Below are 25,916 nucleotides of genomic sequence, written 5' to 3'. Positions count from 1 at the left end.
ACAGACGAACGGGAAGGGCGAATGACAGTGAAAGACTGGTATCATATATTTCCATCGAACACGGGCTTAAGCTTATATATCTGGATTATTTTTTGTGTGCTGCCATTTTATTTTATTTTTCGCGCGACCTCGCTCAGTGAAATTATTACCGGCATCGTCACAACCTTAATATTTTTCGGGGTATACTGGCTGACCTTTAATTCAAAAGGGGCGCTGGTTTACATCGGTGTCAGCATAGAAATTATTATCAATATCATCATGACGGTCTTATTCAGTTATGTGTACTTTGCTTTATTTATCGCTATTTATATCGGTAATATTAAAAGCAAAGCAGGCTTCATTACAATGTATGTGATTTTACTTGTGACGACGGTGCTGTCTATCGTGTATGCATCATTTTTTAATTACATGATATTTTTAAATCATCTTCCATTTTTAATTATGACAATACTCGGGGTTATATTAATCCCCTTAAATAAAAGAAACAGAATTAAACAGGATGAGCTGGAGAACCAGTTAAAAGATGCGAATCAAAGAATTGCAGAGCTCGCTATTTTGGAAGAACGCCACCGTATTGCCCGGGATCTGCATGATACACTCGGTCAAAGATTATCGATGATCGGCTTAAAAAGTGATTTAGCGAAAAAACTTGCTGACAGTCATCCGGAGCAGGCAAAAAATGAACTGCAGGATATACAGGATGCGGCCAGACATGCTTTAAAAGAAGTCCGTGAAATGATCAGCGATATGAAACAGGTCAGTTTTAAAGAAGAGCTGGCACATACTAAACTCATATTGGATACAGCAGAAATAAAATATAAAGTCAGTATTGAAATGGACTTTAAAACGATTCCCATACTTGTAGAAAATGTTTTAAGCATGTGTCTGAAAGAATCAGTGACAAATATTTTAAAACACAGTAACGCGACGCAGTGCCTGATTATTTTGACTGAATCTGAAAAAGACATATTTTTAAAAATATCCGATAATGGAACTGCAAATACAGAGTTTGGCTATGGCAACGGTCTGCAGGGTATGAAAGAACGTCTGCAATTTGTGAACGGAGAAGTACAGATTCATAATTCGGTTAAAGGCTTTGAAGTGAATATGTCAGTGCCTAAAGTGCTGAGGCAGATAGAGGAGAGATTGTATGATTAGAATAGTACTGGCTGAAGATCAGAATTTGCTGCTGGGAGCCCTCAGCTCACTGCTTAACTTAGAGGAAGATATAACTGTTGCAGGAACAGCGGCAAACGGTAAAGAAGCTCTGGAACTCGTCGAGACAGAACGGCCGGATATTTGTTTAATGGATATAGAAATGCCTGTGATGACTGGACTCGATGCTGCTGAACAGCTGGCGGATTCGGACTGCAAAGTGATTATACTTACGACTTACGCTAGACCAGGCTACTTTGAGCGTGCTAAAAAAGCACGTGTCAGCGGATATTTGCTGAAAGACACACCAAGTGAAACGCTGGCTGAATCCATCAGGGAGATTATGAATGGCAAACGGATTTATTCGCCTGAATTAATCGATATTGCTTTTGAATCAGATAATCCGCTGTCAGCGAGAGAAATAGAAATTGTCCAGCTGTTGGCAGATGGGAAAACAACGAAAACGATTGCTGAGGAATTGTACTTATCGAATGGAACGATTAGAAACTACGTCTCGATTGTACTGGATAAGTTAAATGTTAATAATAGAATTGAAGCCATTAGTAAAGCGATGGACAAAGGATGGCTAAAGTAAAAAGCAGTCTTTCTGACAATTAGTCAGAAGACTGCTTTTTCTCTGGTATATAGACATCAGCTTCACTGTATTCTGGATAATAGTATCCTTCCGGCACAGTCTGAAGTTCAATTAAACTGCCCCAGGGCGTTTTAAAGTATACTGTGCCATTTCCTTCAGAATCTTCATATCTTGTATTTGCATGAACATTTGACAGCGGAACACCGCCGGCGTCCTCCATTTGACGGAACGATTTTTGAATGTCGTCTGTATAAAAAGAAAGATGAGTATAGCCATAGTCTTCAAGACTCAGCGGTTCTCTGGAGTGGACATTATAAAATTGAAACAATTCTATATTAGGACCATTGCCGATAGTCAGCATTCTCTTTTTTACTATATATGAATCTTCAGGAATACCGAGCAATTTTTCTACCAGGGGACCGCCTCTGGGACGATCTTTAAGTGTCTGTGAATCATAAGAAATCTTGGCACCCAGCCCTTTTTTCAAAAAATCAGTGGCAGACTCAATATCCGGAACAGTCATTCCGATATGGTTCATTCCCCGTATGACACCCATGATATTCCCTCCTTTACGATAAAAGCTTGTATTTATATATTCCCTTTTCTTTCAGACTTTTAAACCTTGCAGGTATATAAATTGCGATGCTGACGGAAGGGGCCTATAATGTTATATACAATTTTAAAAAGAAAGAAGGGTCAGATGATGATCATAGGACTGGACAGAATAAATGAATTGGCAAGATTGCAAAAAACAGTGGGATTGACTGAAGAACAAAAACTGGAACAAAAAGAATTAAGAGAAGATTACCTTCGTCAAATTAGAGGTCAGGTGCTGGATTCATTCTCTGGCCTGACTGTTATAGATCCGCTTGGAAATGATGTTACGCCTAAAAAGTTAAAAGAAGAACAAATGAGAAATAATGATTAGATAAAAAAAGCAGCGTGTGCAGTAATTTTGCACATGCTGCTTTTTTAATTGACCTGCCTGTTTTTACCTGCCGCAATACCGGTGATCAGCATCACAGCTGCGGCGAGAGTGACTAATAACAGCGGAAGTGTCCAGCTGCCTGTAATATCCTGAAGTCCGCCGACCAAAACTGGACCGAATGCTGCAAGCAGATAGCCGAATGATTGTGCCATGCCTGACAATTCAGCGGCCTGGTAACCATCTTTTGTTCTCAGTGTGAAAAACATCATAGATAATGAAAAGGCACTGCCGTTACCCATCCCCAGCAGGACAATCCAAAGGAGAGTCAATTGGGTTAAACCGGCTAGAAGACCAAGAATACCGACAATAATCATCCCGCTGGCAGCCAGAGCAATCAGTACTTGATTTTTCATCTTGTCTGCAATGACAGGGATGATAAATGTAAAAGGAATACTTGCAAACTGAAAAATAAAGACACCCCAGCCAGCCAAATGAATATCATAACCATTAGCAGTCAGAATTGTAGGCAGCCAGGTAATCAATGTATAAAAAATGAGGGACTGGGCACCCATAAATAATGTAATCTTCCAGGCAAGCGATGAGCGCATTAAACTGCCTGATGTCGCCTGTACTGAACTATTTTCAGCCGGACGAGATTTCTTAAGCTGCGGCAGCCAAATTACAATAGTTACTAATGTAAGAACGCCCCAAACTAAAAGAGAACCTGTCCAGCCGAAATTTCCAGAGGATGCGATTGGTATACTGAGACCTGACCCGAGTGCACCGAAAACGTTCATTACAATGGCGTATAGTCCAGTCATTAAACCAATTTGAAGCGGGAAGTTCATTTTAACGATGCCGGGCATCAGAACATTACCTATGGCGATTGCAAGACCAATTAGTAAGGTGCCGAAGAATAGAAGTTCAATCCCTCCAGCAGAACGAATGAGAATTCCAGCGAACAAGAGAACTAACGATATACCAATAGTCCGCTCCATGCCAAACTTACCGGCTAGCTTGGGCGCAAACGGCGACAGCAGAGCGAAGGCGATTAAAGGCAATGTAGTAATGGCGCCCGCCAGCGCATTACTGATGCCAAAATCATCTCTTATAAAGGAAACAAGCGCGCCCGCTGAAGTCAGGGGCACCCGCAAGTTGGCCCCGACTAAAATGACGCCGATAATTAACAGCCATTTTAAATTTTTATTATTGTACGCGGATTGATCGAGTGAATGATTCAATGCTTGTCAGCCTCCGATGTTATGATTCCAAGCTTTTTTCTGCAATATAATCAGTTTGTTTATCAGTACCCATGAAGAAAGAATGGGAGCCGGTCTTTTTGAAGCCCTGCTTTCTATAGAAGCCGAGTGCATTTTCATTTTTTTCCCAGACACCAAGCCAAACTTTTTTCTTCTGTTCAGCCCTTGCGATGTCGTAAGCAAGATTCAGCAAGGCTTTCCCAAAGCCCTTTTTGTGAAATGCTTCAAGAATATAAATACGTTCAACTTCCAATGAGTCGCTGCCCATGTCTTCTGATTGAGCTGACCCGATATTGACTTTTAAATAACCGGCAAGCTGATCATCGTCATAAATAAAATAGAAATGAGATTCAGGGTTTTGGAGTTCACCTCTGATTTTACCTTGAGTGAAAGCAGAATCAGCATATGCTTTCATATTTGCAGGCGTATTTTGTGAAGCAAAAGCTTCGTAAAAAGTATCGTAACTTAATTTTAACAGCGCATCAGTGTCGCTGATTGTACATTTTCTAATCGTCTCAGTCATTAGAACACCCCTTAATCATGCTGTTTATATTGCCATTTTCCATCAATTAGCTGATAAGAAAACCTGGAATTACCGCCTTCGGATAAAGTCTGGTAAAACTCAAAAGATGATGGTGATACTTTATAAGCATTTAAATCCCGGACGGAAGCATCTAAATAATCAGAGATATGTGAAATATCCTCAGCAGGCGAGGCTGTCCCTCTGATTCGAATTTGTCTGCCATGCTCACGCCAATAAAAATTTAAGGCGACACTGCTGTTGTCAGCAAGCTGTGTCACTTTTTCACGAGATTTTGCCGTTTCAAAATAAAGGTGGCTGTCATCAGCGGCTTTTAGCAGCACAACCCGTGAATCAGCAGCGTTATTTTTTTCTGTCGTACTCAGTACCATACTATGCGGTTCTTTTACCTTGTCTTCGTATGCATAGAGATACCATTCATGTAATTTATCGAATGGATGATCAGTCATTGTCTGATCAGGTTTTGGAAACGGACCTGTCATCTTTTCAGTACTTTTTAAAAGATCATTAAAGTTCATATGTACACCCCGATTTTAATAATATATGAATTTTATCATACATATATAGAGTAGAGGTGTTGGAAAGTATCTATATCTAGCTTATTCTCTCTAACCCCAATATTATATTAAGAATATTCTAACAACAAACATAACGCTTACAATTCAGCGGGTGGCGGAATGGTCATTTTATCCATATAATTAGTATGTACGTTAACTTTGTTTAAGAGACGGTGATGACCATGAATAGAATTGCGATTGCCGGAGCGGGTGTTTCCGGAATTTCGGTTGTTAAATTTTTTGTAAATAATCAGCGATTTAATGAAAATTTTAAAATTGATTTATATGATGCACCTAAAACAGCAGGGAGAGGTTATGCTTATCAAGATGATGATCCGCAATTAATTATTAATTTACCGGCCGAGGAAATGTCTCTGACAGCTGACCCTGATGATTACACGAATTGGCTGAAACAGCATGGCTATGATGCAGAAAGCTATACGAGCCGGAAGGTTTACGGTGAATACATGCACAGCACCTTAAAATCACTGATTGCTGGGCATGACAATATTAATGTTATTGAACATTACGCTGACAATATTTTATTTAATGAGGATACCCAGACATATACGCTAAAATATAATGACAACGAACAAGAATACGATGCAGTATTTTTAATGACCGGTGAAATGTCTTACAGTGATCCGTACGAGCTGAAGGGTAAAGATAATTATTTTTATAATCCCTATCCTCTAGCAGATCATTTAAATCATCTGCAGGGCAAAATCGGCATTATCGGCAGCGGCCTGTCTGCGATAGACAGTTTCAGATATTTGCTGTCGCACGGTCATGACAAAGTGTATGTTTTATCGAGAAGCGGTGAAATGCCTTCGGTGAGAGGGACGGATTATGAGTTCACACCTCAGCATTTTACTCTGGATAATGCCTTTAAGTATTTAGAAAATGGACTGATTCCGCTGGATAAATTGCTCGAACTGTTTAAAGCGGAAATGCTGGAACACGATGTGGATATGACTTTGTTTGAACGTAAGACAGATCAGCCGGAAATTGATTTGAAATACGATCTTGAGCATCTTGATTCAATCGGGCGGCTGCAATATATAATCGTACACTTGCAGGATGCATTTAAAACGCTGTTTAAATACTTATCGAGAAAAGATAAGCGGGAATATTTAGAAGAGTACCATCCATATGTAGAAAGTAATCATTCTCCAATGCCGCCGGATGGAGCGAGACGTATTCTTCGATGGATTGATGAAGACAAGCTGGTGTTCATGCATGGCATGTCTGATGTTGAAGTCAATCATGATTTTACAGTGACTTTTAAAAATCATCAGACAGAGCAGTTTGATATATTGATTAATGCTACAGGACCGGTCGGTAACATTGAAAAAGATAATACGCCGCTGCTGCAGAATTTGTATAACAGTCTGCTGCTTGAAGCAGATGAATTCGGCGGCGTGCTGGTGACTAAAGACCATGAAATTATCAGTCCCAGATTTGGGACTATGCCGCATTTTTACACGATGGGTGCACTGACAGCAGGGTCGGATTATCTAATTAAAGGTGTCGCGATGCTGGCTGAAGAAACAGAAGATCTGGTGAACCATTTTTTGAACAATTATGAAGATTGATTTGAGCGATTTCTCACAGACTATAGACAGAACCTGTTATTTAATGGAAAATAGAGTGATTCAATAAATATTAAGGAAGTGCAATGAAATTGTCAGAAGTATATAAAGAGAGATTGTGGACGAAAGATTTTATCAATACATCACTTGTGAACTTTGCACTGATGATGTCACAGTATCTGCTGCTCGTGACAATGGCAATGTACGCAGCACAACAATATAATGCATCGGTGGGAATAGCCGGACTCGTGTCCAGTTCATTTATCATAGGATCATTGATTGGAAGATTATTTGGCGGGAAGCATATTACCGAAATGGGCGGCAAGAAAATGCTGATTATCGGTTCCGTGCTGATAGTTATTTTAACGGCCTCATACTTAATTCCTATGGGAATATATCTGTTTATTCTCCTCAGAATACTGCATGGTGCAGCGATGGGATATGCAATGACAGCAACAGGAACGATTATTGCACAAATTATTCCGCCGAGCAGAAATGGTGAAGGCATCGGTTACTTTAGTATGTCAGTAGTGATGGCAACAGCAATCGGGCCTCTAATCGGTGTATCTTTAATTTCAGCATACGGATATACAAGTATATTTCTCTTTTCATTTTCTATGGCTGTAGTCAGCTTAATTCTTGGATTAACGGTCAAAGCACCGCCTATGAAAGTTATTAAAAAAGAAAAAGATCAGAAATTCAATATTTGGGAATTTTTCGAGAAGAGAGCAGTGCCGATTTCATTAGTCATGTTTGTGATGGCGCTGGCTTACTCAAGTATTCTATCTTACGTAACGGCTTACGCTGAAAGCATTAATCTTATTCAGGCCGGCAGTATCTACTTTACGGTCTATGGTGTGACAGTACTGCTGTCGCGTCCAATTACAGGGCCGCTCCTGGACCGAAAAGGTGCCAATGTTGTGATGTACCCGGCGATTATTATGTTTGGCCTCGGCATGATCGTAATCAGCCAGGCTTCGGTTACGCTGGTCTTCCTGCTGGCAGCAGTGTTTATCGGTTTTGGCTACGGCAACGTCCAGTCGATTACACAAGCTTTGTCGATTAAAGTCACACCGCCGGAGCGTTTAGGCCTGGCGAATACAACGTATTTTATCGCGCTGGATTTAGGTCTTGGATTTGGGCCATTCATTTTAGGATATATTGTCCCGGCGCTTGGATACAGAGGAATGTATTTAACACTCGGCTTTGTAGTTCTTGCAAGCATCATTATTTATTACTTCCTTCACGGCCGGCATGATAAAAAACTGACTCAAACCGGCAGTTTATAGAGAGCTCACCCGTCAAAATTTTGGCGGGTGAATTTTTGTTTTATATGGAATGTATAAGGGTAATGTATTGGAATTATGTAATTTAAGAAAGGGGCAGAAGAGATTATGTCATTAGCTAAAATTATTGAAGAAATTAAATCAAAGCATGATGAAACAGGGGTACTGACCATTCACTTAAATACAGATGCGAGCTCGGGGAATCTATCTAACGGAGAATGGAAAATCCATTTAAAAAATGGATTGAAAGAGTTAAAAGAGGACGTTAAAGATAAGCCGTCAGAGCTGAAAGCATTGAAAAAATTACAAGATAAAGTTGAAACAGAAATTGCGGTGCATCAGAGAGAAATGCGCAAAGGATTTATACTGATTGCATCTGCAGACGGGGAACTGTGGAGAGCGCGCGTGCTGCAAGTGCCTGTAACCACATCCTTCCACTGGGGTAAAACTGCAGAAACACAGCAGATTGAAGCATTGGAACAGCAATTCCCTGAAACGGCACTAGTCGTAGTCCAGCAGGCGAAGGTGACATTTATCGAAACGTCACTCGGGATTATTAGGGACACTAAAAAATACAGCTGGGATGTCGAAAGTGAAAACTGGGTAGATCCTGAAGAAGCTGCCCAGTCGTTAGCAAGAGGCGGAGGGAAAGATGAATTCCAGCACCGTTTTGAAGAAAATCAGCATCGCTGGTATAAGAGTCTGGCTGCACAGCTTGAAAAAGAAGTGAAAGACCGTGGTCTGGAAGGTATGTACCTGATCGGGAGTAAAGAATCGGTCTCCGAGCTGGAATCTCATATGAATTCAGGCAAGCTAAAAGGTGTTATAACGAAAAACCTCGGATCAAAACCCGAACATGAAATTTTAAATGAAGTATTTGAAACATTGATATAGAGTGTGGAAATCAGTTAAAGCCCGAGAGTCCTCTTGAGATGAGCTCTGCGGGCTGAATGGACGCGCACTTTTTAGCTGTATATTTTAAAAGAGGCATGTCTCCTGTAACTTACAGGAAACATGCCTCTTATTTTTGCTTCAAGTCAAGGAACTTTCTGAGTCTGTTATAAGGAAAGTGATTTGTGCGCGGCAACGGCGGATTCCCGTTGTGAATCAAATTACAAGTTCTCTAATTCTAAACTGTCTATTTACTGAGTTCAGTTAAATATTCGGTGTTCAATTTTTTATAAAGCTGATCTTCAAAATAATTGCGGTTGGCTTGGATATAAGCCTCGACGAGCAGGTAAGCAAAGAAAGAATAGTAGGCGCCGCCAAAAATAACCCAAGTATTGCCGGTAGTAAAATACACAATCATGCTGAGACCGAGTACTGCAACCAGCAAGCCGATAACAGCGACGAAGCGGTACAGATTAGATTGTCTGATTTGATCTCGGACAGCTTTTGTAATATTATTCATGAATTCGGAATAGGTATCCTGTTCATTCTCACCAAGATTTTTTGCGATGTCAGTGGCCAAAAATTTGGTTACCTTTATATCCCCGCTGTATCGTTCTTCTTTGTACTTCACATCGACATTTGGATTATGACTAAATAGATAATTAAAAAACTTGCTGAATGGTATGTTCATGTCTCCTGCCTCCCTAACATGGTCATTTTAATAAAAAAAGTGAAAAATGTCTAACTTTTTTAAAATGAAAAAACAAGTTGCCGGTATCTTGAGAATATACAGAATTTACGATAAGATTAATTAGTCACTTAATATAATCATATACTAATATATAACTTGAGGTGGGAAAATGGCTGACAATTATGAAACTGAAAAAACTTTTTCCAGACGCGGATTCCTTAAAATGTCTGGTATTGCAACAGGGTCATTAGTCGCAGGTACATATTTAGGATCTCTTCTCGACACGAATGAGTCGGAAGAAAGTCCTGAAACAGAAACAGCTTCTGAAGACAGCGGACAAAGCAATGAACAAGCTGCGCCGCAGGAAGATTACACACGTGCATACAAATTCTTCTCGAAAGCCGATGATTTTAAAACGATAGAGGCTGCATCAGAGCGCATTTTCCCCGAAGATGATTTAGGGCCTGGAGCGCTGGCTCTTGGCGTTGGCTGGTTTATTGATCATGAACTTGCTGGAGGCTATGGTGTCAATGCCCGCGAGTACATGAAAGGACCTTTTAAAGAAGGCACGGGTTTCCAGGGACCACAGTACCCGATACTGCGTAAAGATTTGTATATGGAAGCGATACGAGTCATGAACGAAACTGCACAGGAAAATCACGAGCAGTTATTCTATGAATTGGAAGCTGAACAGCAGGATGAAATTTTAACGCAGCTGGAGTCAGATGAACTTACCTTGCGCGGTGCCAAAGCGAGTGATTTCTTTGAAGAACTGCGCTTAGCTACTTTGTCAGGCGTATATTCAGACCCGCTGTATAGAGGAAATAAAGGAATGCAAGGCTGGGAAATGAAGAAATTCCCTGGTGCGCATATGAGTTACATCAATGAAGTAGAACAGGATGGACCTGTTGAACTTGAAACAATGCCGCTTTCAAGTCACGCTGAATCACAGGAATAATTATCGGGAGGAAAAATCATGGCTAGAGAATTAGAAAAAACAAACGTTGTCGTCGCTGGTCTTGGCTGGGCAGGCAGTATCGTTGCTGCTGAGCTGTCTAAGGATGGCAAGAATGTCGTAGGACTTGAACGCGGAGAAGAAAAGAAAACCGAAGATTATTTAACAGCACACGATGAATACAGATTTGCTGTTGGTCATGAAATGATGCAGGATTTATCCAGAGAAACACTGACTTACCGAAACAGCACAGATGAGGAAGCTCTGCCGATGAGACGCTATGGTGCGTTTTTAATCGGTACAGATGTCGGCGGCGGCGGTGTTCACTGGAACGGTGATACATGGAGATACCACCCGTACGATTTCGAAATCAAATCAATGACTGATGAAACATACGGTGAAGATAAATTAACTGATGACTACCTAATTCAGGATTGGGGTATCACTTATGAAGAACTCGAACCGTACTACTTAAAATATGAATTGAATTCAGGTGTCAGCGGTGAGCAAAATCCGATGGGACCAGAGCGAAGAGAGCCTTATCCGACACCGCCGCTAAAAGAAGTGCCGGTTCTGACAGAATATAAGGAAGCATGTGAACGATTAGGATATCAGCCTTTCATGATTCCAGCATCTACGATCTCTCAACAGTTCGTTAACCCTGATGGGCAGACAATTAATGCTTGCCAATATTGCGGCTTCTGTGAAAAATTTGGTTGTGAGTGGGGTGCTAAAGCATCACCAATCGTCACTACGATACCTACAGCAAAAGAGACTGGAAACTTTGAACTGCGTACTCATGCAAACGTAGTGGAAATCGTTAAAGAAGACGATGAAGTTACAGGTGTACTCTATATTGATACATTAACTCAGGAAGAAGTTTTCCAGCCTGCAGATGTTGTAGTCGTTACAAGTCATACGACAAATAATACTAAGCTGCTTCTTCACTCAGACCTTGGTACTCCTTATAACCCTGAAACTGGGGAGGGTTCTGTAGGTAAGAACTATTGTCTTCATATTACGCCGGAAGTGACAGGCTTCTTCGATAAAGAATTTAATACAGTTACGGGTGCTGGTGCGCTTGGTATATGTATTGATGAATTTAATAATGACAACTTTGATCATACAGACCTTGATTTTATTCATGGAGCTAACATTGCACTGAAACAAACAGGTAAACGTCCAATTGAACAGAACACTGTTCCGCCCGGCGTTAAAAACTGGGGAGCAGAGTTTAAAAAAGAATCAATTAAAGCTTTTACTCAATCATTGTCTTCGCATGCTCAAATGATTACATTACCTCATAGAAACAATTACTTATCATTGGATCCGACGTATAAAGATGATTACGGACGTCCATTGCTGAGAGTGACTTACGATTTAACAGATCATGACCGAGCAGCACATGACTTTATCGGACAAAAAATTGAAGAAATCTTAACTGAAATGGGTGCCGTTGAAACACATCGAAGAGAACTTCCGGAACACTTTGATATTTTCCCTGCACACAATGACCATATTGTCGGCGGAACGATTATCGGTGCCGATCCGGAAACAAGCGTAGTTAATAACTACCTTCAAATGTGGGATGAAGATAATGTATTCGTTATCGGCGGTTCAAACTTCCCGCATAACGGCGGTTATAACCCGACAGGTACAGTCGGTGCGCTTGCATACAGAGCTGCAGACGGCATTAAAATGTATTTAGAAGACAACAGACAATTAGCTGAAGCTGGAGAAGTCGCTGGTGCTAATTAATAAAAAGATATAGATAAACAAAACTGCCTCGGGCGCTTTTTAAGCGTACGAGGCAGTTTTTTTCATAAAATTAAACAGGCTGACTAGTCAACCTGCCATTAAAAATTTATTTTCTGCTGCCGTCATCACGGACTTTATCCATATCAACGACATCTGTATCCTCATCGTAAGGCATGTCTTTCAATTCTGTTTTAAACACACCGTTTAAATCGGGACTATTGATATAAAGGATAAATTGGTGATGGTCAAGTGCATATTCATAGAGCGCTTCCTGTTCATGTGTCAACTCGAGGTCAGCGATACGCCGGTCTTCTGGGTCACCTGCAGAGAAATAAGTGACGAACTTATCGCCGGCAGTACCGTCGATTGTTTTCGTTTTAACGTCTTCGTTTAATTCAACACTTTCAAATGAAGTATTCGAAAAAATAGTCAGCTGATTATTCGTTACGTTTTCTTCTCTCCGTAATAAGTGAATACGGTTCAGTAAATCATCTTCGTTTACATATGTTTCTAATCTAGCCAATTCTATCCCCTCCTAGAGAGATTCATCTCTCTCTTTATCTACCCTGAATATAATGAGTAAAACACAGTACATTTTCATGAGGAATTTACACCTTCTTAACAAAGCGGAGGTGTTGAATCGGCTTTTATCTCACGGTTTCAAGCCTTAGATGGCAGTTATAAAGGGATTAATCGATAAAAATATTAGAAATCTATAAGAGAGTAGCACTATAGAATACAACAAAACATCCAAGGAAACAATAACTTTTCTTTAAATTTACATACGTTTAAAAGTGGCTTGTTAGACTTAGAGATGCCCGGTTAGAGAGACGGAGCAAGGAGGATTTACATGGAAGTCAGATTTAACAGCGTATCTATGCAATATGATGAAAATGATAAAACAGTATTAAAGGATATGAGTTTTGATATAGAAAATCATTCTTTAGTGTCCATTCTTGGTCCGTCAGGGTGCGGTAAGTCTACGACACTCATGCTTATATCAGGGCTGCTCTTTCCGACGGATGGACAAATATTTTTCGACGACAAAGATGTAACTAAAAAAGATGCAGTGCAGCGGAAAGTTGGAATGGTATTTCAGAACTACGCGCTGTATCCTCATCTTTCAGTTCAGGACAATATTATGTTCCCGTTAAAAATGGCAGGAGTAAACAAAAAGAAACGTTTAGAAAAAGCACAGGAACTTGCGGATCTGGTACAGATTTCAGAGCACTTGAACAAAAAACCGGGACAGTTGTCAGGTGGTCAGCAGCAGCGTGTTGCTATTGCCCGGGCACTTGCCAAAGAGCCTTCTATTTTGCTGATGGATGAACCGTTATCCAATCTTGATGCAAAGTTAAGGACAGAAATGCGCGAAGAAATCCGCAGAATTCAAAAGGAAACTGGTGTAACGACGGTATTTGTCACTCACGATCAGGAAGAAGCTCTCAGTATTTCTGATAAAGTAATGGTCCTGAATGAAGGAGTGATTCAGCAAAACAGCAATCCGCAGCAGCTGTATGATGACCCGGACAATTTATTTGTAGCAAGGTTTTTAGGCAGTCCAGAGATGAATATATTCGAAATGGAAGACATTGAAGACAGCTTGCCGCAAAACATTTCAGGCAGACTTAAGCAGCAGGGCGCGGTCCTTGCAGGTATCCGTCCCGAGTCTTGGATACATACAAACTCCGAAGAGGCTGTCATTACAGGTATAACCGAACGTATAGAAATTGTCGGTAAAGAACGCAAGGTCAGTCTGGTTCTTGAAAGCGGACAGATGGTTGATATTGCTGATGTAGAGATTAATTTCCGTGAAGGAGATATGGTATCTTTTGGAACGGACATATCGAATATGTTTTTCTTTGACGGTGATGGAAATCGCGTGGTGACAACCGATGCAGAATAAAAAAACCTGGAAAGCAACATTTCAGGCTTTCTGGTATATATTGCCGCTGTTTATAATTATCGGCGTATTTAATATATATCCGATTATTAAGTCGTTTGCTATGGCGTTCTATGATGATTTCAATATCTTTTCCGGTGAAATCGGAGGGTACGGTTTAACTAACTTTGAAACTCTGGTCAGTGATGAGGAGTTTGCTGAGGCATTGATGAACACATTTGTGTATGTGCTCTTTGTTACGCCGATATCGATTATTTTAGCATTGGCCGTCGCAATACTGCTCAACAACATCAAACGGCTAAAGCCAATCTTTCAATCGATTTATTTTTTGCCGTTTGTTACCAGTACAGTTGCGATATCAATTGTTTGGAGATGGCTGTACCACTCCGAATACGGGCTGATTAATTACGTGCTCAGTTTATTTGGCATCGACACGATAAACTGGTTGACGAATCCTGACTGGGCCATGCCTGCAGCAATTATTATGGCAATCTGGAAAAGCTTAGGTTTTAACATTCTCTTATTTTTAGTCGGGCTTAATAATATCGGAAAGACTTATTATGATGCTGCAAAAATTGATGGAGCAAATGCCTGGCAGCGTTTTGTCAACGTTACAGTGCCGCTGCTCGGTCCGACGATCTTCCTCGTATCAATTATTTCGATTATTAATAATTTCAAAGTGTTTGATGAAATATACGCCCTGTTCAACGGGCAGCCTGGACCATCCAACTCGACGATTACAGTTGTATATTACTTGTATAAAAAGTTCTATACCGAATTTGATTACGGTGTTGCTTCGGCTTCCGGCATTGTGCTGTTTTTAATCATCTTCGTCATTACGATTGTTCAGATTTGGTTTAATAAACGATTTGTTCATTACAGATAGGAGGGCATTCATGGCACAAATCAGCAAAAAAACATTGATTTATATACTGCTTGGACTTGGTGCATTAACGATGATAATCCCTTTCTACTGGATGATTGCAACATCGTTAAAGACAGCAGGAGAAGCAACAGCTATGCCGCCGGTCTGGTGGCCGGGCTCAATGCAGTTTAGCAACTATGTTGAAGCTTTCCAGGTCGCACCGTTCGGCAGATATTTACTTAACAGTGTTTTTGTTACATTGCTCAGCACTATTGGTGAAGTATTAACAGCGATACTCGCAGCTTTTGCTTTCGCGCGCTTAAACTTTTACGGCAAAGATATTCTGTTTGCACTGCTCTTAGCAACGATGATGGTGCCAGGGGAGCTGCTGATTATCCCGAACTTTGTTACGCTGGCAAATCTGGATTGGATTAATACTTACATGGCACTGATTGTACCTTGGCTGGCCAGTGTATTTTCGGTCTTTATCGTCAAACAAAGATTCGAATCAATTTCGGATAATTTGTACTATGCAGCAAAAATTGACGGGTGTTCTGACTTTCGGTTTTTATGGCAAGTGCTGGTACCCTTGAGCAGGTCTTCAATTATTACGATGGTTGTCCTAAAAGTAATCGGTTCATGGAACGCTTTCTTATGGCCGCTTCTTGTAACGAATGCTACAGAGATGAGAACGTTGCCTGTCGGACTCCAGTCATTTACGACTGAAGCAGGCACACGATTCGAATTGCTGATGGCTGCATCAACTTTTGTCATTGTTCCAATGATTGTGTTCTACATGATTTTCCAAAAATACATTATTAAAGGTATCGCGAATACCGGAACGAAAGGATAATTTATAATGAACAAGAAATTTTTACTTGGTTTAATGCTGGCGATGTTTGTGTTTGTTTTAGCAGCTTGTGGAAATAGCAGTGAAGAGTCAACTGAGTCAGAAGAGGAAGCAAGCGGTGATGAAGCGGTTGAAACGACTGAGGATGCAAGCGAAGATGAGGCTTCCGGTGATAAAACAACTGTAACTTTTTGGCATGCAATGAACGGACCGCATCAGGAAGCAATCACTGAATTAACAAATAATTTTAACGAATCACAGGACGAGTTTGAAGTTGTTGAACAAAATCAGGGCGATTACTCTACTTTAAATCAAAGCATTATGGCTTCAGGTGTCTCAGATGATCTGCCGACACTTGCTCAGGCAACTGCATCAAATATTCCCGACTGGGCATCTAACGATTTAATCGTCCCTTTAGATGATTTATTAGCAGGTGAAAACTTCGATCAGGAAGTGTTAGATGATATTATCCCGGGCTTTCTGGAAGGCGTGTCATACCAGGATCAGATGATGGCTGTGCCTTTTGCGAAATCAGTTAGAATTATGTACGTTAACGATGATATTTTAGAAGAATATGACGCTGAAGTACCAGCAAGTTTTGAAGATATTCAAGCACTTGGCGAAGAAATGCAGGCTGCTGGAGATGATCGTTTTGCACTTGGTTTAGAAGCAGGTGTTGAAATGGAATTAGAAACAATGGCAAGACAAAATGGAGCAGAATGGATTTCTGATGACTTGTCGACTGTAGATATCGGTGAAGAAAATGCGACAGAACCAATGCAGTACATCGTAGACGGAATTGATGCAGGATGGGCAAGAACTGCTGGGGAAGATGGTTTCATGTCTGGTCCGTTTGGCCGCGGTGATGTTGCCTTGTACTTAGGATCTTCAGCAGGTTTATCACACGTTGAGCCAGGAGCTGAAGAAAGTGGAATTTCATGGTCGACAGCTGAACTGCCAGTATACGGCGGCGGAGAGCCTCTGACGTTATTAGCAGGTAATGATTTAACTGTCTTCTCTTCAGCAACTGACGAGGAACAAGAAGGTGCAGCTGCATTCATGAACTTCCTACTGCAGCCTGAAAATACTGCGGAATGGGCAATGGCGACAGGTTATGTACCGGTCACGAATGAAGGAATTAATACAGAAGTCTATCAGACTTATCTGGAAGAAAACCCGAATGCGGCAGCGGCTGCAGCAGAAACTGAATATGCAATCGCATCACCGATGTTTGCAGGTTCTGGTGAATACCGCGATGCAATGACACAGGCTCAGGATGCAATTTTAATCGATGGTGCAGAAGTGACAGAAACAATGCAGAATCTGCAGGAAGAAACAACACAGATTATTGAAGAAAATAACTAATGACGAGGGGCTGAAAATGTGGACTGCATTACATTCTGGAATGGACTCCATACAATTGGTTCCAACATATTCTCTTTAGATAACGGAAAAAATCGTGTAATTATGGATTTTGGCATGCCTGATGAAAATTACGATCATGATTCAGGTATGCCGGCAGCTGAAGCTCTAATATCAGCAGGGAAACTGCCGAAAATACCCTATTTATTTGATACACGTCAATTTACTAAAAGATTTCCGGGAATTCATGACAGTGAATTTCAAAGTCAGGCAGTATTTGTGAGTCATCTTCATTTAGATCACAACTCAGGATTAAAATATCTGCCTGAAGGTACTGATGTGTATATGTCAGAAGCAGCTAAGAATCTTTACGACGCTTTATTGATGTGCGGAATGGAAGTTGAAGTTGCCGCTGACCTGCACGGTGTCCCTTTTAATGAAACGGTCCAAGTCGGTGATTATTCAGTTTCTTTTATTGAAAATGATCACGATACTATCGGTTCTGCCGGCATCTTAATTGAAGGCGGCAATCAAAGAATACTGCATAGCGGTGATGTTCGTAAAAATGGTTATCACCCGGGAAATATGGAGACATTTATCGAACAGGCACAACCAGTGGATTTGTTAATGATAGAAGGCACATCGTTCAGTTTTTTATCGGATAGCAGCGATGATGTACAGAGAACAGAGCGTGATTTACTGGATGATTTTACACAGCTTCTCATCGATGAGGATAAGAACATTGTGATTAATCCTTATCCGAGGAATATTGATCGTCTAACTAGTTTGAACCGCTTAAGCATTAAAATGGACCGTCCGATATACTGGGATGCAGAGTTTTCAAAACTGCTGAAAATATATACGGATGATCCGGTGCATACATGGACAGACTTAGAGGATACAAAACATCGTGTGATTCAGCTGCACTTTTCAGATATTGAAAAAATCAGCGGATTATCACCAGGGACTTATATACACATGAACGGAGAGCCGCTTGGAGATTACGATCCAAGGTATGAAATCATGCAAACAATCCTGCAGCGCAGTCAATTTGAATTTAAGGATTACAGTGTTTCAGGACATGCGTCTAAAGCAGATATTTTAACTATTGCAGAATCTGTCAATCCACAACGCGTGGTACCCTGGCATACATTTGAACCTGAAAAACAGGGAACAGCACTGAGGAAGAACGGCATGACGCCATTTATTCCCAAAAAAGAGACACCTTATCTATTGAGTGACATATTGAAACCGTAAAAAAACCGGCTGAATGCCGGTTTTTTTATGCGTCGGGTCCTGTACGGCGGGATTCATACAGTTCAATCCACTCATCTACAGTCATTTTTTCTGCAAGTTCGCCAAGAAGATCATAGGGCACTTTTTTGGGGTTGGTAAATCGTATACAGCTCTTGCCCATGTTCAGCTTAGTCGTCATGTGTTTCGGATACTCAGAAGTAAACCAGTCGTAAATTTCGGGTTCGCGGTACATCCCCATATGGTACACTGCCAGATGTCTTTTTTGAGCAGCGATGCCGATAAACGGCAGCGGTTCGTGATCGACGTGATATCCTTCCGGGTATTTTTCAAGCGGGACTTGAAAACCAGGCATGCCATGAGAAACGGCTACTTCAAAACCGGGTGGCAGGTGAGTTTCAATTGTCTCCCATGTTTTTAAAAATGCATCCTTCCACTTGTCATCTACAGCTTCAGCATATTCATCAAAAGTCATAACAAACCTCCTCTGTCTTTAATTTCATTATAGTCATTTAAACATAAAAATACCCGGGATATTTCCCGGGTAACATTAATCTTTAAATATTATTTTCTAAGGTCGTCTTCATTAACGTCCAGTTCTTCATGACGAACATTTTCAGAAACATGTTCTACATCTTCATGACTTTCTTTTCTAATAGTTACTTCTTCATTCACAACATTTTCTTTATTCACATTCACGCGGTCTTCATTTACAGGGATGCGCACTTCGTCCACATCTTCTTGTTCAGGTAGGCCGCCTTCTACCGGTTCGCTGTCAACTGGATTACGTTCAACGACTACTTCTTCACGTTCTACAGGGATATCAAATTCCTGTGTTTCAGTCTCAACGTGTTTATCAACTTTGACTTCACCAGTTTGAACGTTTTCTTTCTCGACATTGACACGTTCTTCACGAAGCTGGATTTTCTCTTCTTCAGTTAGACCGTCTTCACGTTCAACTGCGCGTGCATCAAGTTCGGAGTCGTTATCTGCAGACGTATTATATTCAGCACCTGCATTTTCAGTAGCATTGTAGTTATTATCTGCATTGCTGCCTGCTGTACCTGCGATACCCGCAGCTGCAGTATCAGTGTTGTTATAGTCATAATTATCATTTGAAGTGCTGCGAGTTTCTCCGTAGTCCATAGCGGCTGCATTTTCAGTGTGATCTGCTGCATCAACATAAACTAAAACTTCGCCGGCATTCAGTGAATTTCTGTATTGTACTTGTTCTGATTCGCTCAGTCCTAAGTCATTTAAAACTTTCTCTTCTGGATCATCTGCTGAGAAGAATGAAACGAATTTATCCCAAGCTGAACCTTCTGCATCTCTAAAGTTTACTTCGCTGTTAGCAAAAGCATCATTTTGGATAGGCTGTTGTGATAAGACCGTGATGTTACTGTCTGCGATACCTTCATTTCGTAATTCTTCAACACGTGTTAAGGCATCATTTTCTGTAACGTAATTTTCGATTCTGCTCATTAATATTCCCCTCCAAGAGATAGTTTTTTTCAATTTGATAATAATTATTTTTAATCATCTGTGTCACAGTTAGTAATCTACCCGCTTCTTTTTTTCTGAAACATAAGAGAATGTTTATTAATGTTATTTTGCTGGTTTATTTGATGCGGTATAAGGTATGTATAATAGTAAGAGGAAACTAGGAGGATAATTATGCGTAAAGCGTGGGCATTATTTTTATTTGCCGCAGTGATGATTGTACTTACGGCATGCGGCAGCAATGAGGAGACCAGAACATTCGAAATGAGCGATCAGGGTATCGAAAGTACACTGGTTTATACTCATGATGATGATAAAGTCATCAGTCAATCAACGGAGAACATCATTAATTATGAAGAACTTGGGATGGATAAAGCGCAGGCTGAAGAAATGTTCGGCAGTATGGCTGAGCAGTACGAAGGCTTATCTGGCGTAGAACACAGTTTTGAATTTGGTGATGAAGAAGCGACTGAAACATTGACCATCGTATACGATGAGGTTGACTCAGAAGAATTAGAAGGCGTACAAGGTATGAACTTTGAAGGTGAAGGAGATCCATCTGAAGGAGTCAGTATGGAACGTTCCGCAGAAATGCTGGAGCAGCAAGGTTATACTGAAGTCGAAGAGTAGGAACAGCAGCGGGATATCTACCGAATGTAATACTTCGGTAAATATCCCGTTTTTTATAATGCTGTAACCTTCATTTTCTGGTTATAATAGAAAAGAATATGTTGTTGGAGTGATGACGATGCAAAAAGTTCTTTCATTAAATAATGTCTTCTGGCGGCGACATGGCGATACAATTTTAGATGATGTCACATTCGAAGTAAATGAAGGCGAGCAGTGGGCGATACTTGGGCTGAATGGTGCCGGCAAAACATCGATACTCGATATTATTATGGGCTATAACTATCCGACGAGCGGCAGTGCGAAAGTAATCGGTACTGAATTTGGTGCAGCCAGTCTCCCTGAAATGCGTAAAAAGATTGGTTATGTCAGTTCGAGTTTAGATAAATTCCATCAGACTTTGAACAAAGAGACAGGTCTGAATATCGTACTGAGCGGTAAGTTTTCGTCTTTTGGCATTTATCAGGATATTGATGAAGACGATTTTAAAAGAGCGAAAGAGATTATGAGGGATCTAGGTTTGGAGTCCCTCGCTGACAGAACGTATCATACATTTTCACAAGGTGAGAGACGGCGAATTTTAATTGGGCGTGCATTAATGGCGAGCCCGGAGCTTTTAATATTAGATGAACCATGCAGCGGTCTGGATATACGTGCACGTGAAGATGTTTTAAAAATTGTACAGCGCATTCCTGAAGAACAGAGGCATCTGCTTTACGTCACACATCATATCGAAGAGTTAACAAGTGCAATTTCACATGTGCTTCTGATTAAAGACGGAAAGATCGTTGCAGCAGGGCCGAAGCGGGAAGTCCTGACTAGTGATTTGCTGAGTGAAACGTACAAAACACGAGTTAAAGTATTTTTTGAAAATGACAGACCATGGCTGGTTGTAAATGATGCGGAGGGTAATAATGACTAAGAAATTTGCAATAACATTAGCGGCAGCACTATTAATGTTTCTTCCTCAACGTGCTCTGGCAGTAGAGGGCGATGAGAATACTATGTACGACAATAGTGCAGAGGGAAATACTTACTACGAAGAACCGCAGTACAACAATACATATGAAGACCCGGGTTACAATGGAGGTTATCAAAACGGGGGAGATCAGAATAATAGTGCTGAAAATAGCACAGACTGGAATAGCGGCGGAGCTAATAATGGCTATGATGAAAGCTATAATAACGGTACAGGTAATGAAAGTTATAATAATCAAAATGGACAGTCTTATACTGAACCATATACCGAGCCTTATACAGAAACTGAACCCGCAGAAACATATACTGAGCCCTACACTGAACCTTATGAGGAAGCGGAAGAAGAATATACCGAACCCGAGGTGTATATAGAGCCTGAACCGGAACCCGAGCCGGAAGTGCAGTCTGAACCGGAACCTGAACTCTCTATTAATGAAGTGCAGGGAGAAGGCTATACTGTCAGCGGTGTTGTGACAGGCAGTGATGAAGCGGCTGAAAATGTCACACTTATACTTTCGAACGGCAGTGATACGATCGAAACTGTTTCTGACGCATCCGGAGAGTTTGTTTTTACTGACGTTGCTAACGGGACTTATACATTGTCTGCGGCTGACAGCGATGCCTATGAAGCGGTGTCGGAACCTCTGGAAGTGACAGTCGAAAATCGCAACAAGCTGGGTTATGAAATTACGGTAGAACCTGCAGAAGAAACTGAGCCGCCGGCGGAAGCGCCTGAGGAAGAAGCTGAAGAAAAAGAAGAAACTAAAGAGGAATTGCCTGTAGAAGAAGCTGAGACAGATCAGCAGTCAGCAGATGCGTCCGACGGCATGTCTGCGTTTGAGCTGATTTTAATTTCAGCAGGTACAATACTTCTGCTCGCAGCGGTGGGTATTGCTTTATTCAGGAAATTATCACAGCGATAAAAGAATTCTTGCATCACTTAAGCTATTTTGGTATTATAAAACATACCGTGCTAAGTGGGGAGGTAGCGGTGCCCTGTACTTGCAATCCGCTCTAGCAAGGCTGAATTCCACTTTTGAGGATTTGAAGTGTGAGGACTGCCTCGACAGTTCCAGTGCTGAGATCGCGGTCCTATGCAATAGAACGTCATGAATCATGTCAGGTCCGGAAGGAAGCAGCATTAAGTGGCCCATTCTATGTGCCGTAGGGTTGCCGTGGTTGAGCTGGTCTGTCGAGTAACGCTTGTTCATCATATTCGACAAAGTGGTGCACGGTTTTTATTTTGACTTCATATTGGATGAGGTCTTTTTTTATGCCTAAAAAAGGAATTTAGAGCAGGCTGTGTGTTATAATTACAGCTAGAAATTATGAAAAGTTGAGGTGCCATACTAATGGAGTACCAGGCGTTATACAGAGCTTTTCGGCCTCAGAAGTTCAGCGATGTCGTCGGCCAGCATCACGTCACAAAAACTTTGCAGAATGCAATTATAAGAAATAAAGAATCGCATGCTTATTTGTTCAGCGGCCCCCGGGGTACCGGCAAGACGAGTATTGCTAAAGTGTTTGCCAAGGCTTTAAACTGTCAGTATGAACAAGACGGTGAGCCGTGCAACGAATGCGAATTATGTGTCTCTATTACTGACGGCAGTGCCAATGATGTCATTGAAATCGATGCTGCGAGTAATAACGGTGTAGATGAAATTCGCAATATTAGAGATAAAGTAAAATACGCTCCTGCTGAAGCGGAGTTTAAAGTATATATTATAGATGAAGTGCACATGTTAACGACGGGCGCATTTAACGCGCTGTTAAAAACGCTGGAAGAACCGCCGGCGCATGCTATCTTCATTTTGGCTACAACAGAACCTCATAAAATACCGGCAACAATTATTTCGCGTACTCAGCGCTTTGATTTTAAATCACTCGATTTGAATGAAATTACAGAACGTCTTGAATTCGTTGCCGAGCAGGAAAACACATCCTACGACAGAGACGCCCTTCTATATATTGCGCGTATTGCCGAGGGCGGTATGCGCGATGCATTGTCAATCATGGATCAGGTCATTGCATTTTCAAATGATAAAATAACAATGCAGGATGCCGTAATGATCACAGGCGGTATTGAAAGAGATGAATTGAACGACTGGATGAAATCAGTTGAACAGAAGGATTCTGAAGCGGCGTTTAAAAAGTTCCATCAGCTGATTGATGAAGGGAAAGATCCGACGCGCCTTATCCACGAACTCGTATATTTTATAAGAGATGTCATACTGATGAAGCACTCGGGTCAAACATCAGAAGAAACTGCTTTCCTGCACGTTGAAGACGACCTGCTCTATAAAATGATCGACGTGCTGAATGATGCTATGGTCAGCATGCGTTTTTCAGTTAACGTGAGTGTCCACTTGGAAATTGTTATCGTTAAACTGATCAGAGTGCTCGATGCACCTGAACCTGCGGCGGTAGCTAGCAGTGCATCGTCAGATGAAATCGCAGAACTGAGAACTCAGCTTAAACATCTCGAGCAAAAAATAGCGTCAGGTGTGACGGTAAAAGAGAAGCCGAAAAGACCTTCGGCGCCGAGAAGTAAGCAGGGATTCTCAGTTGAAAAAATTGAACGCGTATTAAATTCAGCTAATAAGGATGACCTGGTTAAACTGAAAGACGGCTGGCCCGGTGTGTATCAATATATAGAAGAAAAAGGTCTTCAGTCTCTTCGTGCACTGATTAAAGACTCTGTACCAGTCGCAGCGAGTGATACGCACGTGCTGATTAAGTTCGATAACGATGTTCATTCAGAGCTGATTAACCAGAACGCAGAGAAGAAAGAAGAACTTGAAAATTTAATTCCTACTATTATAGGGAAAAAGGTGCAGGTTGTCGGAGTACCTGACTCGAGCTGGCAGCAAGTTCGCCAAAATTATATCGATAACCACAGAAACGATATTCAGGAAAAGCAACAGCAGCCGGAAAAGTCTTCGGACATTGCTAAAAAAATGTTTGGAGATATCGTAGAAGTTAATGATTGATAGTTTGTAAAAAGATAGTAATCATATATAATATGTAAGTGATAAAAATAATGTATCGGAGGATGAAAACATGCGCGGTGGTATGAATAACATGCAAGGCATGATGAAACAGATGCAGAAAATGCAAAAGAAAATGGAAGAAGAGCAGGAAAAATTAAAAGAAGAAAAAGTTGAAGGTACAGCTGGCGGCGGTATGGTGACAGTCGTAGTATCAGGACATAAAGAAGTCATCGACGTTATCGTCAAAGAAGAAGTTGTCGATCCTGATGATATCGATATGCTGCAGGACTTAATCGTAGCTGCAACAAACGAAGCTTTAAATAAAGCGGATGAACTGTCAAGCGAACGTTTAGGCAAGCATACTAAAGGCTTAAATATTCCAGGGATGATGTAAATGCATTATCCTGAACCGATATCCAAGCTGATAGACAGCTTCATGAAACTGCCAGGTATTGGGCCAAAGACAGCTCAGCGCCTGGCATTTTATGTACTTAATATGAAAGAAGACGACGTTGTCGACTTTTCGAAGAGCCTGATGCAGGTGAAGCGGGAGCTGACGTTCTGCAGCGTCTGCGGTCACATCACCGATGTGGATCCATGCTATATATGTGAAGATAAAAATAGAGACCGGTCAACAATTTGCGTTGTGCAGGATACGAAAGATGTCATCGCCATGGAAAAAATGCGCGAGTATAATGGACTGTACCATGTACTGCAGGGGGCAATCAGCCCAATGGACGGTATTGGTCCTGAAGATATAAACATCCCTTCATTATTAGAACGTTTAAAAGACGAGGAAGTTAATGAACTGATCCTCGCGACAAACCCGAATATAGAAGGGGAGTCTACAGCCATGTATTTAACACGTCTGATTAAACCGATAGGGATTAAGACGACCAGGCTCGCTCACGGGCTGCCGATAGGCGGAGATCTTGAGTATGCGGATGAAGTGACCTTGTCAAAAGCCATTGAATATAGAACCGAAATATAAGAGCCGAAAGGCTCTTATAATTTTTTTATAAGAAATTTAAATAAAGGGTTGCGTTCTTTTCGATTGTCCTGTATAGTTATCTCTTGTCGGGTTCGAAACAAGCGCGCAACAAAACACAACAAAGAAATTAACAAAAAGAAACAAATTAGTGCTTGCAATTGAAAACCTCACATGCTATACTAATAAAGCAGTCAACAAGAGCTTAACAGAAAAAACACAAAGTTTAACACAAAGAACATTGAAAACTGAATGACAATATGTCAACGTTTAATTCCGAATAAAGAAGTCTTCTATTATATAGGAGCACAGATTGAGGCGAACAATATAAACGCAAACGAGATACTGTCAGCAGTATCAACAGAGCTTAAGTTTAAGTTCTCCAATCATG

The 25,916-nt window shown here is 41.0% G+C and carries 27 protein-coding genes and 1 other RNA gene; 20 read left to right on the top strand and 8 right to left on the bottom strand.

All coding sequences use genetic code 11. The features are described from left to right. Positions 1 to 21 precede the first annotated feature (21 nt). Both IEU81_RS06320 and IEU81_RS06315 read left to right on the top strand, forming a co-directional pair. Complete coding sequence (locus IEU81_RS06320; RefSeq protein ID WP_245203040.1) at positions 22 to 1,158, top strand: sensor histidine kinase; 1,137 nt, start codon at positions 22 to 24, stop codon at positions 1,156 to 1,158. Continuing rightward, the gene (locus IEU81_RS06315; RefSeq protein ID WP_186089680.1) at positions 1,151 to 1,750 is read left to right on the top strand and encodes a response regulator transcription factor; all 600 of its coding nucleotides are present in this window, start codon (positions 1,151 to 1,153) and stop codon (positions 1,748 to 1,750) included. Before IEU81_RS06320 ends, IEU81_RS06315 begins: the two co-directional genes overlap by 8 nt. Positions 1,751 to 1,769: 19 nt before the next feature. Here IEU81_RS06315 and IEU81_RS06310 read toward each other — a convergent pair whose 3' ends face one another. Continuing rightward, complete coding sequence (locus IEU81_RS06310; RefSeq protein ID WP_186089682.1) at positions 1,770 to 2,306, bottom strand: VOC family protein; 537 nt, start codon at positions 2,304 to 2,306, stop codon at positions 1,770 to 1,772. A gap of 147 nt (positions 2,307 to 2,453) precedes the next feature. Here IEU81_RS06310 and IEU81_RS06305 point away from each other — a divergent pair, with 147 nt between their 5' ends. Beyond that, on the top strand, positions 2,454 to 2,678 hold the full coding sequence (locus tag IEU81_RS06305) for a DUF896 domain-containing protein (protein ID WP_092597815.1): 225 nt from the start codon (positions 2,454 to 2,456) through the stop codon (positions 2,676 to 2,678). A gap of 44 nt (positions 2,679 to 2,722) precedes the next feature. Here IEU81_RS06305 and IEU81_RS06300 read toward each other — a convergent pair whose 3' ends face one another. Genes IEU81_RS06300 through IEU81_RS06290 form a run of 3 tightly spaced genes read right to left on the bottom strand, consistent with a single transcriptional unit; the run spans position 2,723 to position 4,996 of the window. Next, on the bottom strand, positions 2,723 to 3,919 hold the full coding sequence (locus tag IEU81_RS06300; protein ID WP_186089684.1) for a CynX/NimT family MFS transporter: 1,197 nt from the start codon (positions 3,917 to 3,919) through the stop codon (positions 2,723 to 2,725). A 19-nt stretch (positions 3,920 to 3,938) separates the two neighbouring features. Continuing rightward, positions 3,939 to 4,460, bottom strand: a complete 522-nt coding sequence (locus tag IEU81_RS06295) for a GNAT family N-acetyltransferase (protein WP_092597754.1) — start codon at positions 4,458 to 4,460, stop codon at positions 3,939 to 3,941. A gap of 11 nt (positions 4,461 to 4,471) precedes the next feature. Continuing rightward, on the bottom strand, positions 4,472 to 4,996 hold the full coding sequence (locus tag IEU81_RS06290; protein ID WP_092597757.1) for a pyridoxamine 5'-phosphate oxidase family protein: 525 nt from the start codon (positions 4,994 to 4,996) through the stop codon (positions 4,472 to 4,474). Between the two features lie 215 nt (positions 4,997 to 5,211). On the opposite strand from IEU81_RS06290, the gene IEU81_RS06285 reads away from it, so the two are divergent. The 3 genes from IEU81_RS06285 to IEU81_RS06275 all read left to right on the top strand — a co-directional run bounded on the left by IEU81_RS06285 (position 5,212) and on the right by IEU81_RS06275 (position 8,807). Then, a complete protein-coding gene (locus IEU81_RS06285; protein ID WP_186089686.1) occupies positions 5,212 to 6,630 on the top strand; it encodes an FAD/NAD(P)-binding protein in 1,419 nt (472 codons plus the stop codon). Between the two features lie 83 nt (positions 6,631 to 6,713). Next, a complete protein-coding gene (locus IEU81_RS06280) occupies positions 6,714 to 7,916 on the top strand; it encodes an MFS transporter (protein ID WP_186089688.1) in 1,203 nt (400 codons plus the stop codon). Between the two features lie 105 nt (positions 7,917 to 8,021). Then, positions 8,022 to 8,807: a VLRF1 family aeRF1-type release factor gene (locus IEU81_RS06275; protein ID WP_186089689.1), complete on the top strand. Its 786-nt coding sequence runs from the start codon at positions 8,022 to 8,024 to the stop codon at positions 8,805 to 8,807. Positions 8,808 to 9,051: 244 nt separating this feature from the next. On the opposite strand, the gene IEU81_RS06270 is transcribed toward IEU81_RS06275, so the two are convergent. After that, positions 9,052 to 9,495, bottom strand: coding sequence for a hypothetical protein (locus tag IEU81_RS06270; protein ID WP_186089691.1), 444 nt, complete (start codon positions 9,493 to 9,495; stop codon positions 9,052 to 9,054). A gap of 169 nt (positions 9,496 to 9,664) precedes the next feature. Here IEU81_RS06270 and IEU81_RS06265 point away from each other — a divergent pair, with 169 nt between their 5' ends. Both IEU81_RS06265 and IEU81_RS06260 read left to right on the top strand, forming a co-directional pair. Further along, entirely contained in the window at positions 9,665 to 10,453 is a 789-nt protein-coding gene (locus IEU81_RS06265; RefSeq protein ID WP_186089693.1) for a gluconate 2-dehydrogenase subunit 3 family protein, read from the top strand. A gap of 18 nt (positions 10,454 to 10,471) precedes the next feature. Beyond that, positions 10,472 to 12,208: a GMC family oxidoreductase gene (locus IEU81_RS06260; RefSeq protein WP_186089694.1), complete on the top strand. Its 1,737-nt coding sequence runs from the start codon at positions 10,472 to 10,474 to the stop codon at positions 12,206 to 12,208. 106 nt (positions 12,209 to 12,314) lie between these two features. On the opposite strand, the gene IEU81_RS06255 is transcribed toward IEU81_RS06260, so the two are convergent. Continuing rightward, positions 12,315 to 12,731 carry a hypothetical protein gene (locus tag IEU81_RS06255; RefSeq protein WP_092597769.1) on the bottom strand — a complete coding sequence of 139 codons (417 nt, stop codon included), beginning with the start codon at positions 12,729 to 12,731 and terminating at the stop codon, positions 12,315 to 12,317. 327 nt (positions 12,732 to 13,058) lie between these two features. On the opposite strand from IEU81_RS06255, the gene IEU81_RS06250 reads away from it, so the two are divergent. From IEU81_RS06250 to IEU81_RS06230, 5 genes are read left to right on the top strand one after another with little or no spacing between them, the layout of a single operon-like run. After that, complete coding sequence (locus IEU81_RS06250) at positions 13,059 to 14,114, top strand: ABC transporter ATP-binding protein (protein ID WP_092597773.1); 1,056 nt, start codon at positions 13,059 to 13,061, stop codon at positions 14,112 to 14,114. Continuing rightward, the gene (locus IEU81_RS06245; protein WP_186089696.1) at positions 14,104 to 14,997 is read left to right on the top strand and encodes a carbohydrate ABC transporter permease; all 894 of its coding nucleotides are present in this window, start codon (positions 14,104 to 14,106) and stop codon (positions 14,995 to 14,997) included. The genes IEU81_RS06250 and IEU81_RS06245 overlap by 11 nt, the downstream gene beginning before the upstream one ends. A 10-nt stretch (positions 14,998 to 15,007) precedes the next feature. Continuing rightward, on the top strand, positions 15,008 to 15,829 hold the full coding sequence (locus IEU81_RS06240; protein WP_186089697.1) for a carbohydrate ABC transporter permease: 822 nt from the start codon (positions 15,008 to 15,010) through the stop codon (positions 15,827 to 15,829). Between the two features lie 6 nt (positions 15,830 to 15,835). Next, on the top strand, positions 15,836 to 17,191 hold the full coding sequence (locus tag IEU81_RS06235; RefSeq protein ID WP_231957196.1) for an ABC transporter substrate-binding protein: 1,356 nt from the start codon (positions 15,836 to 15,838) through the stop codon (positions 17,189 to 17,191). Between the two features lie 18 nt (positions 17,192 to 17,209). Continuing rightward, positions 17,210 to 18,445 carry an MBL fold metallo-hydrolase gene (locus IEU81_RS06230; protein ID WP_186089699.1) on the top strand — a complete coding sequence of 412 codons (1,236 nt, stop codon included), beginning with the start codon at positions 17,210 to 17,212 and terminating at the stop codon, positions 18,443 to 18,445. Between the two features lie 25 nt (positions 18,446 to 18,470). On the opposite strand, the gene IEU81_RS06225 is transcribed toward IEU81_RS06230, so the two are convergent. Then, positions 18,471 to 18,917, bottom strand: a complete 447-nt coding sequence (locus IEU81_RS06225; protein WP_186089700.1) for a DUF1801 domain-containing protein — start codon at positions 18,915 to 18,917, stop codon at positions 18,471 to 18,473. Between the two features lie 89 nt (positions 18,918 to 19,006). After that, positions 19,007 to 19,924, bottom strand: a complete 918-nt coding sequence (locus IEU81_RS06220) for a DUF2382 domain-containing protein (protein WP_092597782.1) — start codon at positions 19,922 to 19,924, stop codon at positions 19,007 to 19,009. Positions 19,925 to 20,116: 192 nt separating this feature from the next. Between IEU81_RS06220 and IEU81_RS06215 the strand changes: the two genes are divergently transcribed. The 7 genes from IEU81_RS06215 (at position 20,117) to recR (ending at position 25,528) form a co-directional block, all read left to right on the top strand. Then, positions 20,117 to 20,572 carry a YehR family lipoprotein gene (locus IEU81_RS06215; RefSeq protein WP_092597785.1) on the top strand — a complete coding sequence of 152 codons (456 nt, stop codon included), beginning with the start codon at positions 20,117 to 20,119 and terminating at the stop codon, positions 20,570 to 20,572. Positions 20,573 to 20,690: 118 nt separating this feature from the next. Further along, positions 20,691 to 21,491, top strand: a complete 801-nt coding sequence (locus tag IEU81_RS06210; protein ID WP_092597788.1) for an ABC transporter ATP-binding protein — start codon at positions 20,691 to 20,693, stop codon at positions 21,489 to 21,491. After that, a complete protein-coding gene (locus IEU81_RS06205; protein WP_186089702.1) occupies positions 21,484 to 22,470 on the top strand; it encodes a carboxypeptidase-like regulatory domain-containing protein in 987 nt (328 codons plus the stop codon). Before IEU81_RS06210 ends, IEU81_RS06205 begins: the two co-directional genes overlap by 8 nt. 45 nt (positions 22,471 to 22,515) lie before the next feature. Continuing rightward, positions 22,516 to 22,782, top strand: an RNA gene (ffs, locus tag IEU81_RS06200) — signal recognition particle sRNA large type. A gap of 117 nt (positions 22,783 to 22,899) precedes the next feature. Then, positions 22,900 to 24,537, top strand: a complete 1,638-nt coding sequence (dnaX, locus tag IEU81_RS06195; RefSeq protein ID WP_186089704.1) for a DNA polymerase III subunit gamma/tau — start codon at positions 22,900 to 22,902, stop codon at positions 24,535 to 24,537. Between the two features lie 70 nt (positions 24,538 to 24,607). Further along, on the top strand, positions 24,608 to 24,931 hold the full coding sequence (locus tag IEU81_RS06190; protein WP_092597797.1) for a YbaB/EbfC family nucleoid-associated protein: 324 nt from the start codon (positions 24,608 to 24,610) through the stop codon (positions 24,929 to 24,931). Continuing rightward, positions 24,932 to 25,528 (top strand): recombination mediator RecR, encoded by a 597-nt coding sequence (recR, locus tag IEU81_RS06185; RefSeq protein ID WP_035810375.1) that lies wholly within the window; start codon positions 24,932 to 24,934, stop codon positions 25,526 to 25,528. The last annotated feature ends 388 nt before the right edge of the window (positions 25,529 to 25,916 follow it).

The sequence above is a fragment of the Jeotgalicoccus aerolatus genome (genome assembly GCF_014635205.1).
GTDB lineage: Bacteria > Bacillota > Bacilli > Staphylococcales > Salinicoccaceae > Jeotgalicoccus > Jeotgalicoccus aerolatus.
Note: the sequence above shows the minus strand (reverse complement) of the source record. Positions and strands in the feature narration are given on the sequence as shown.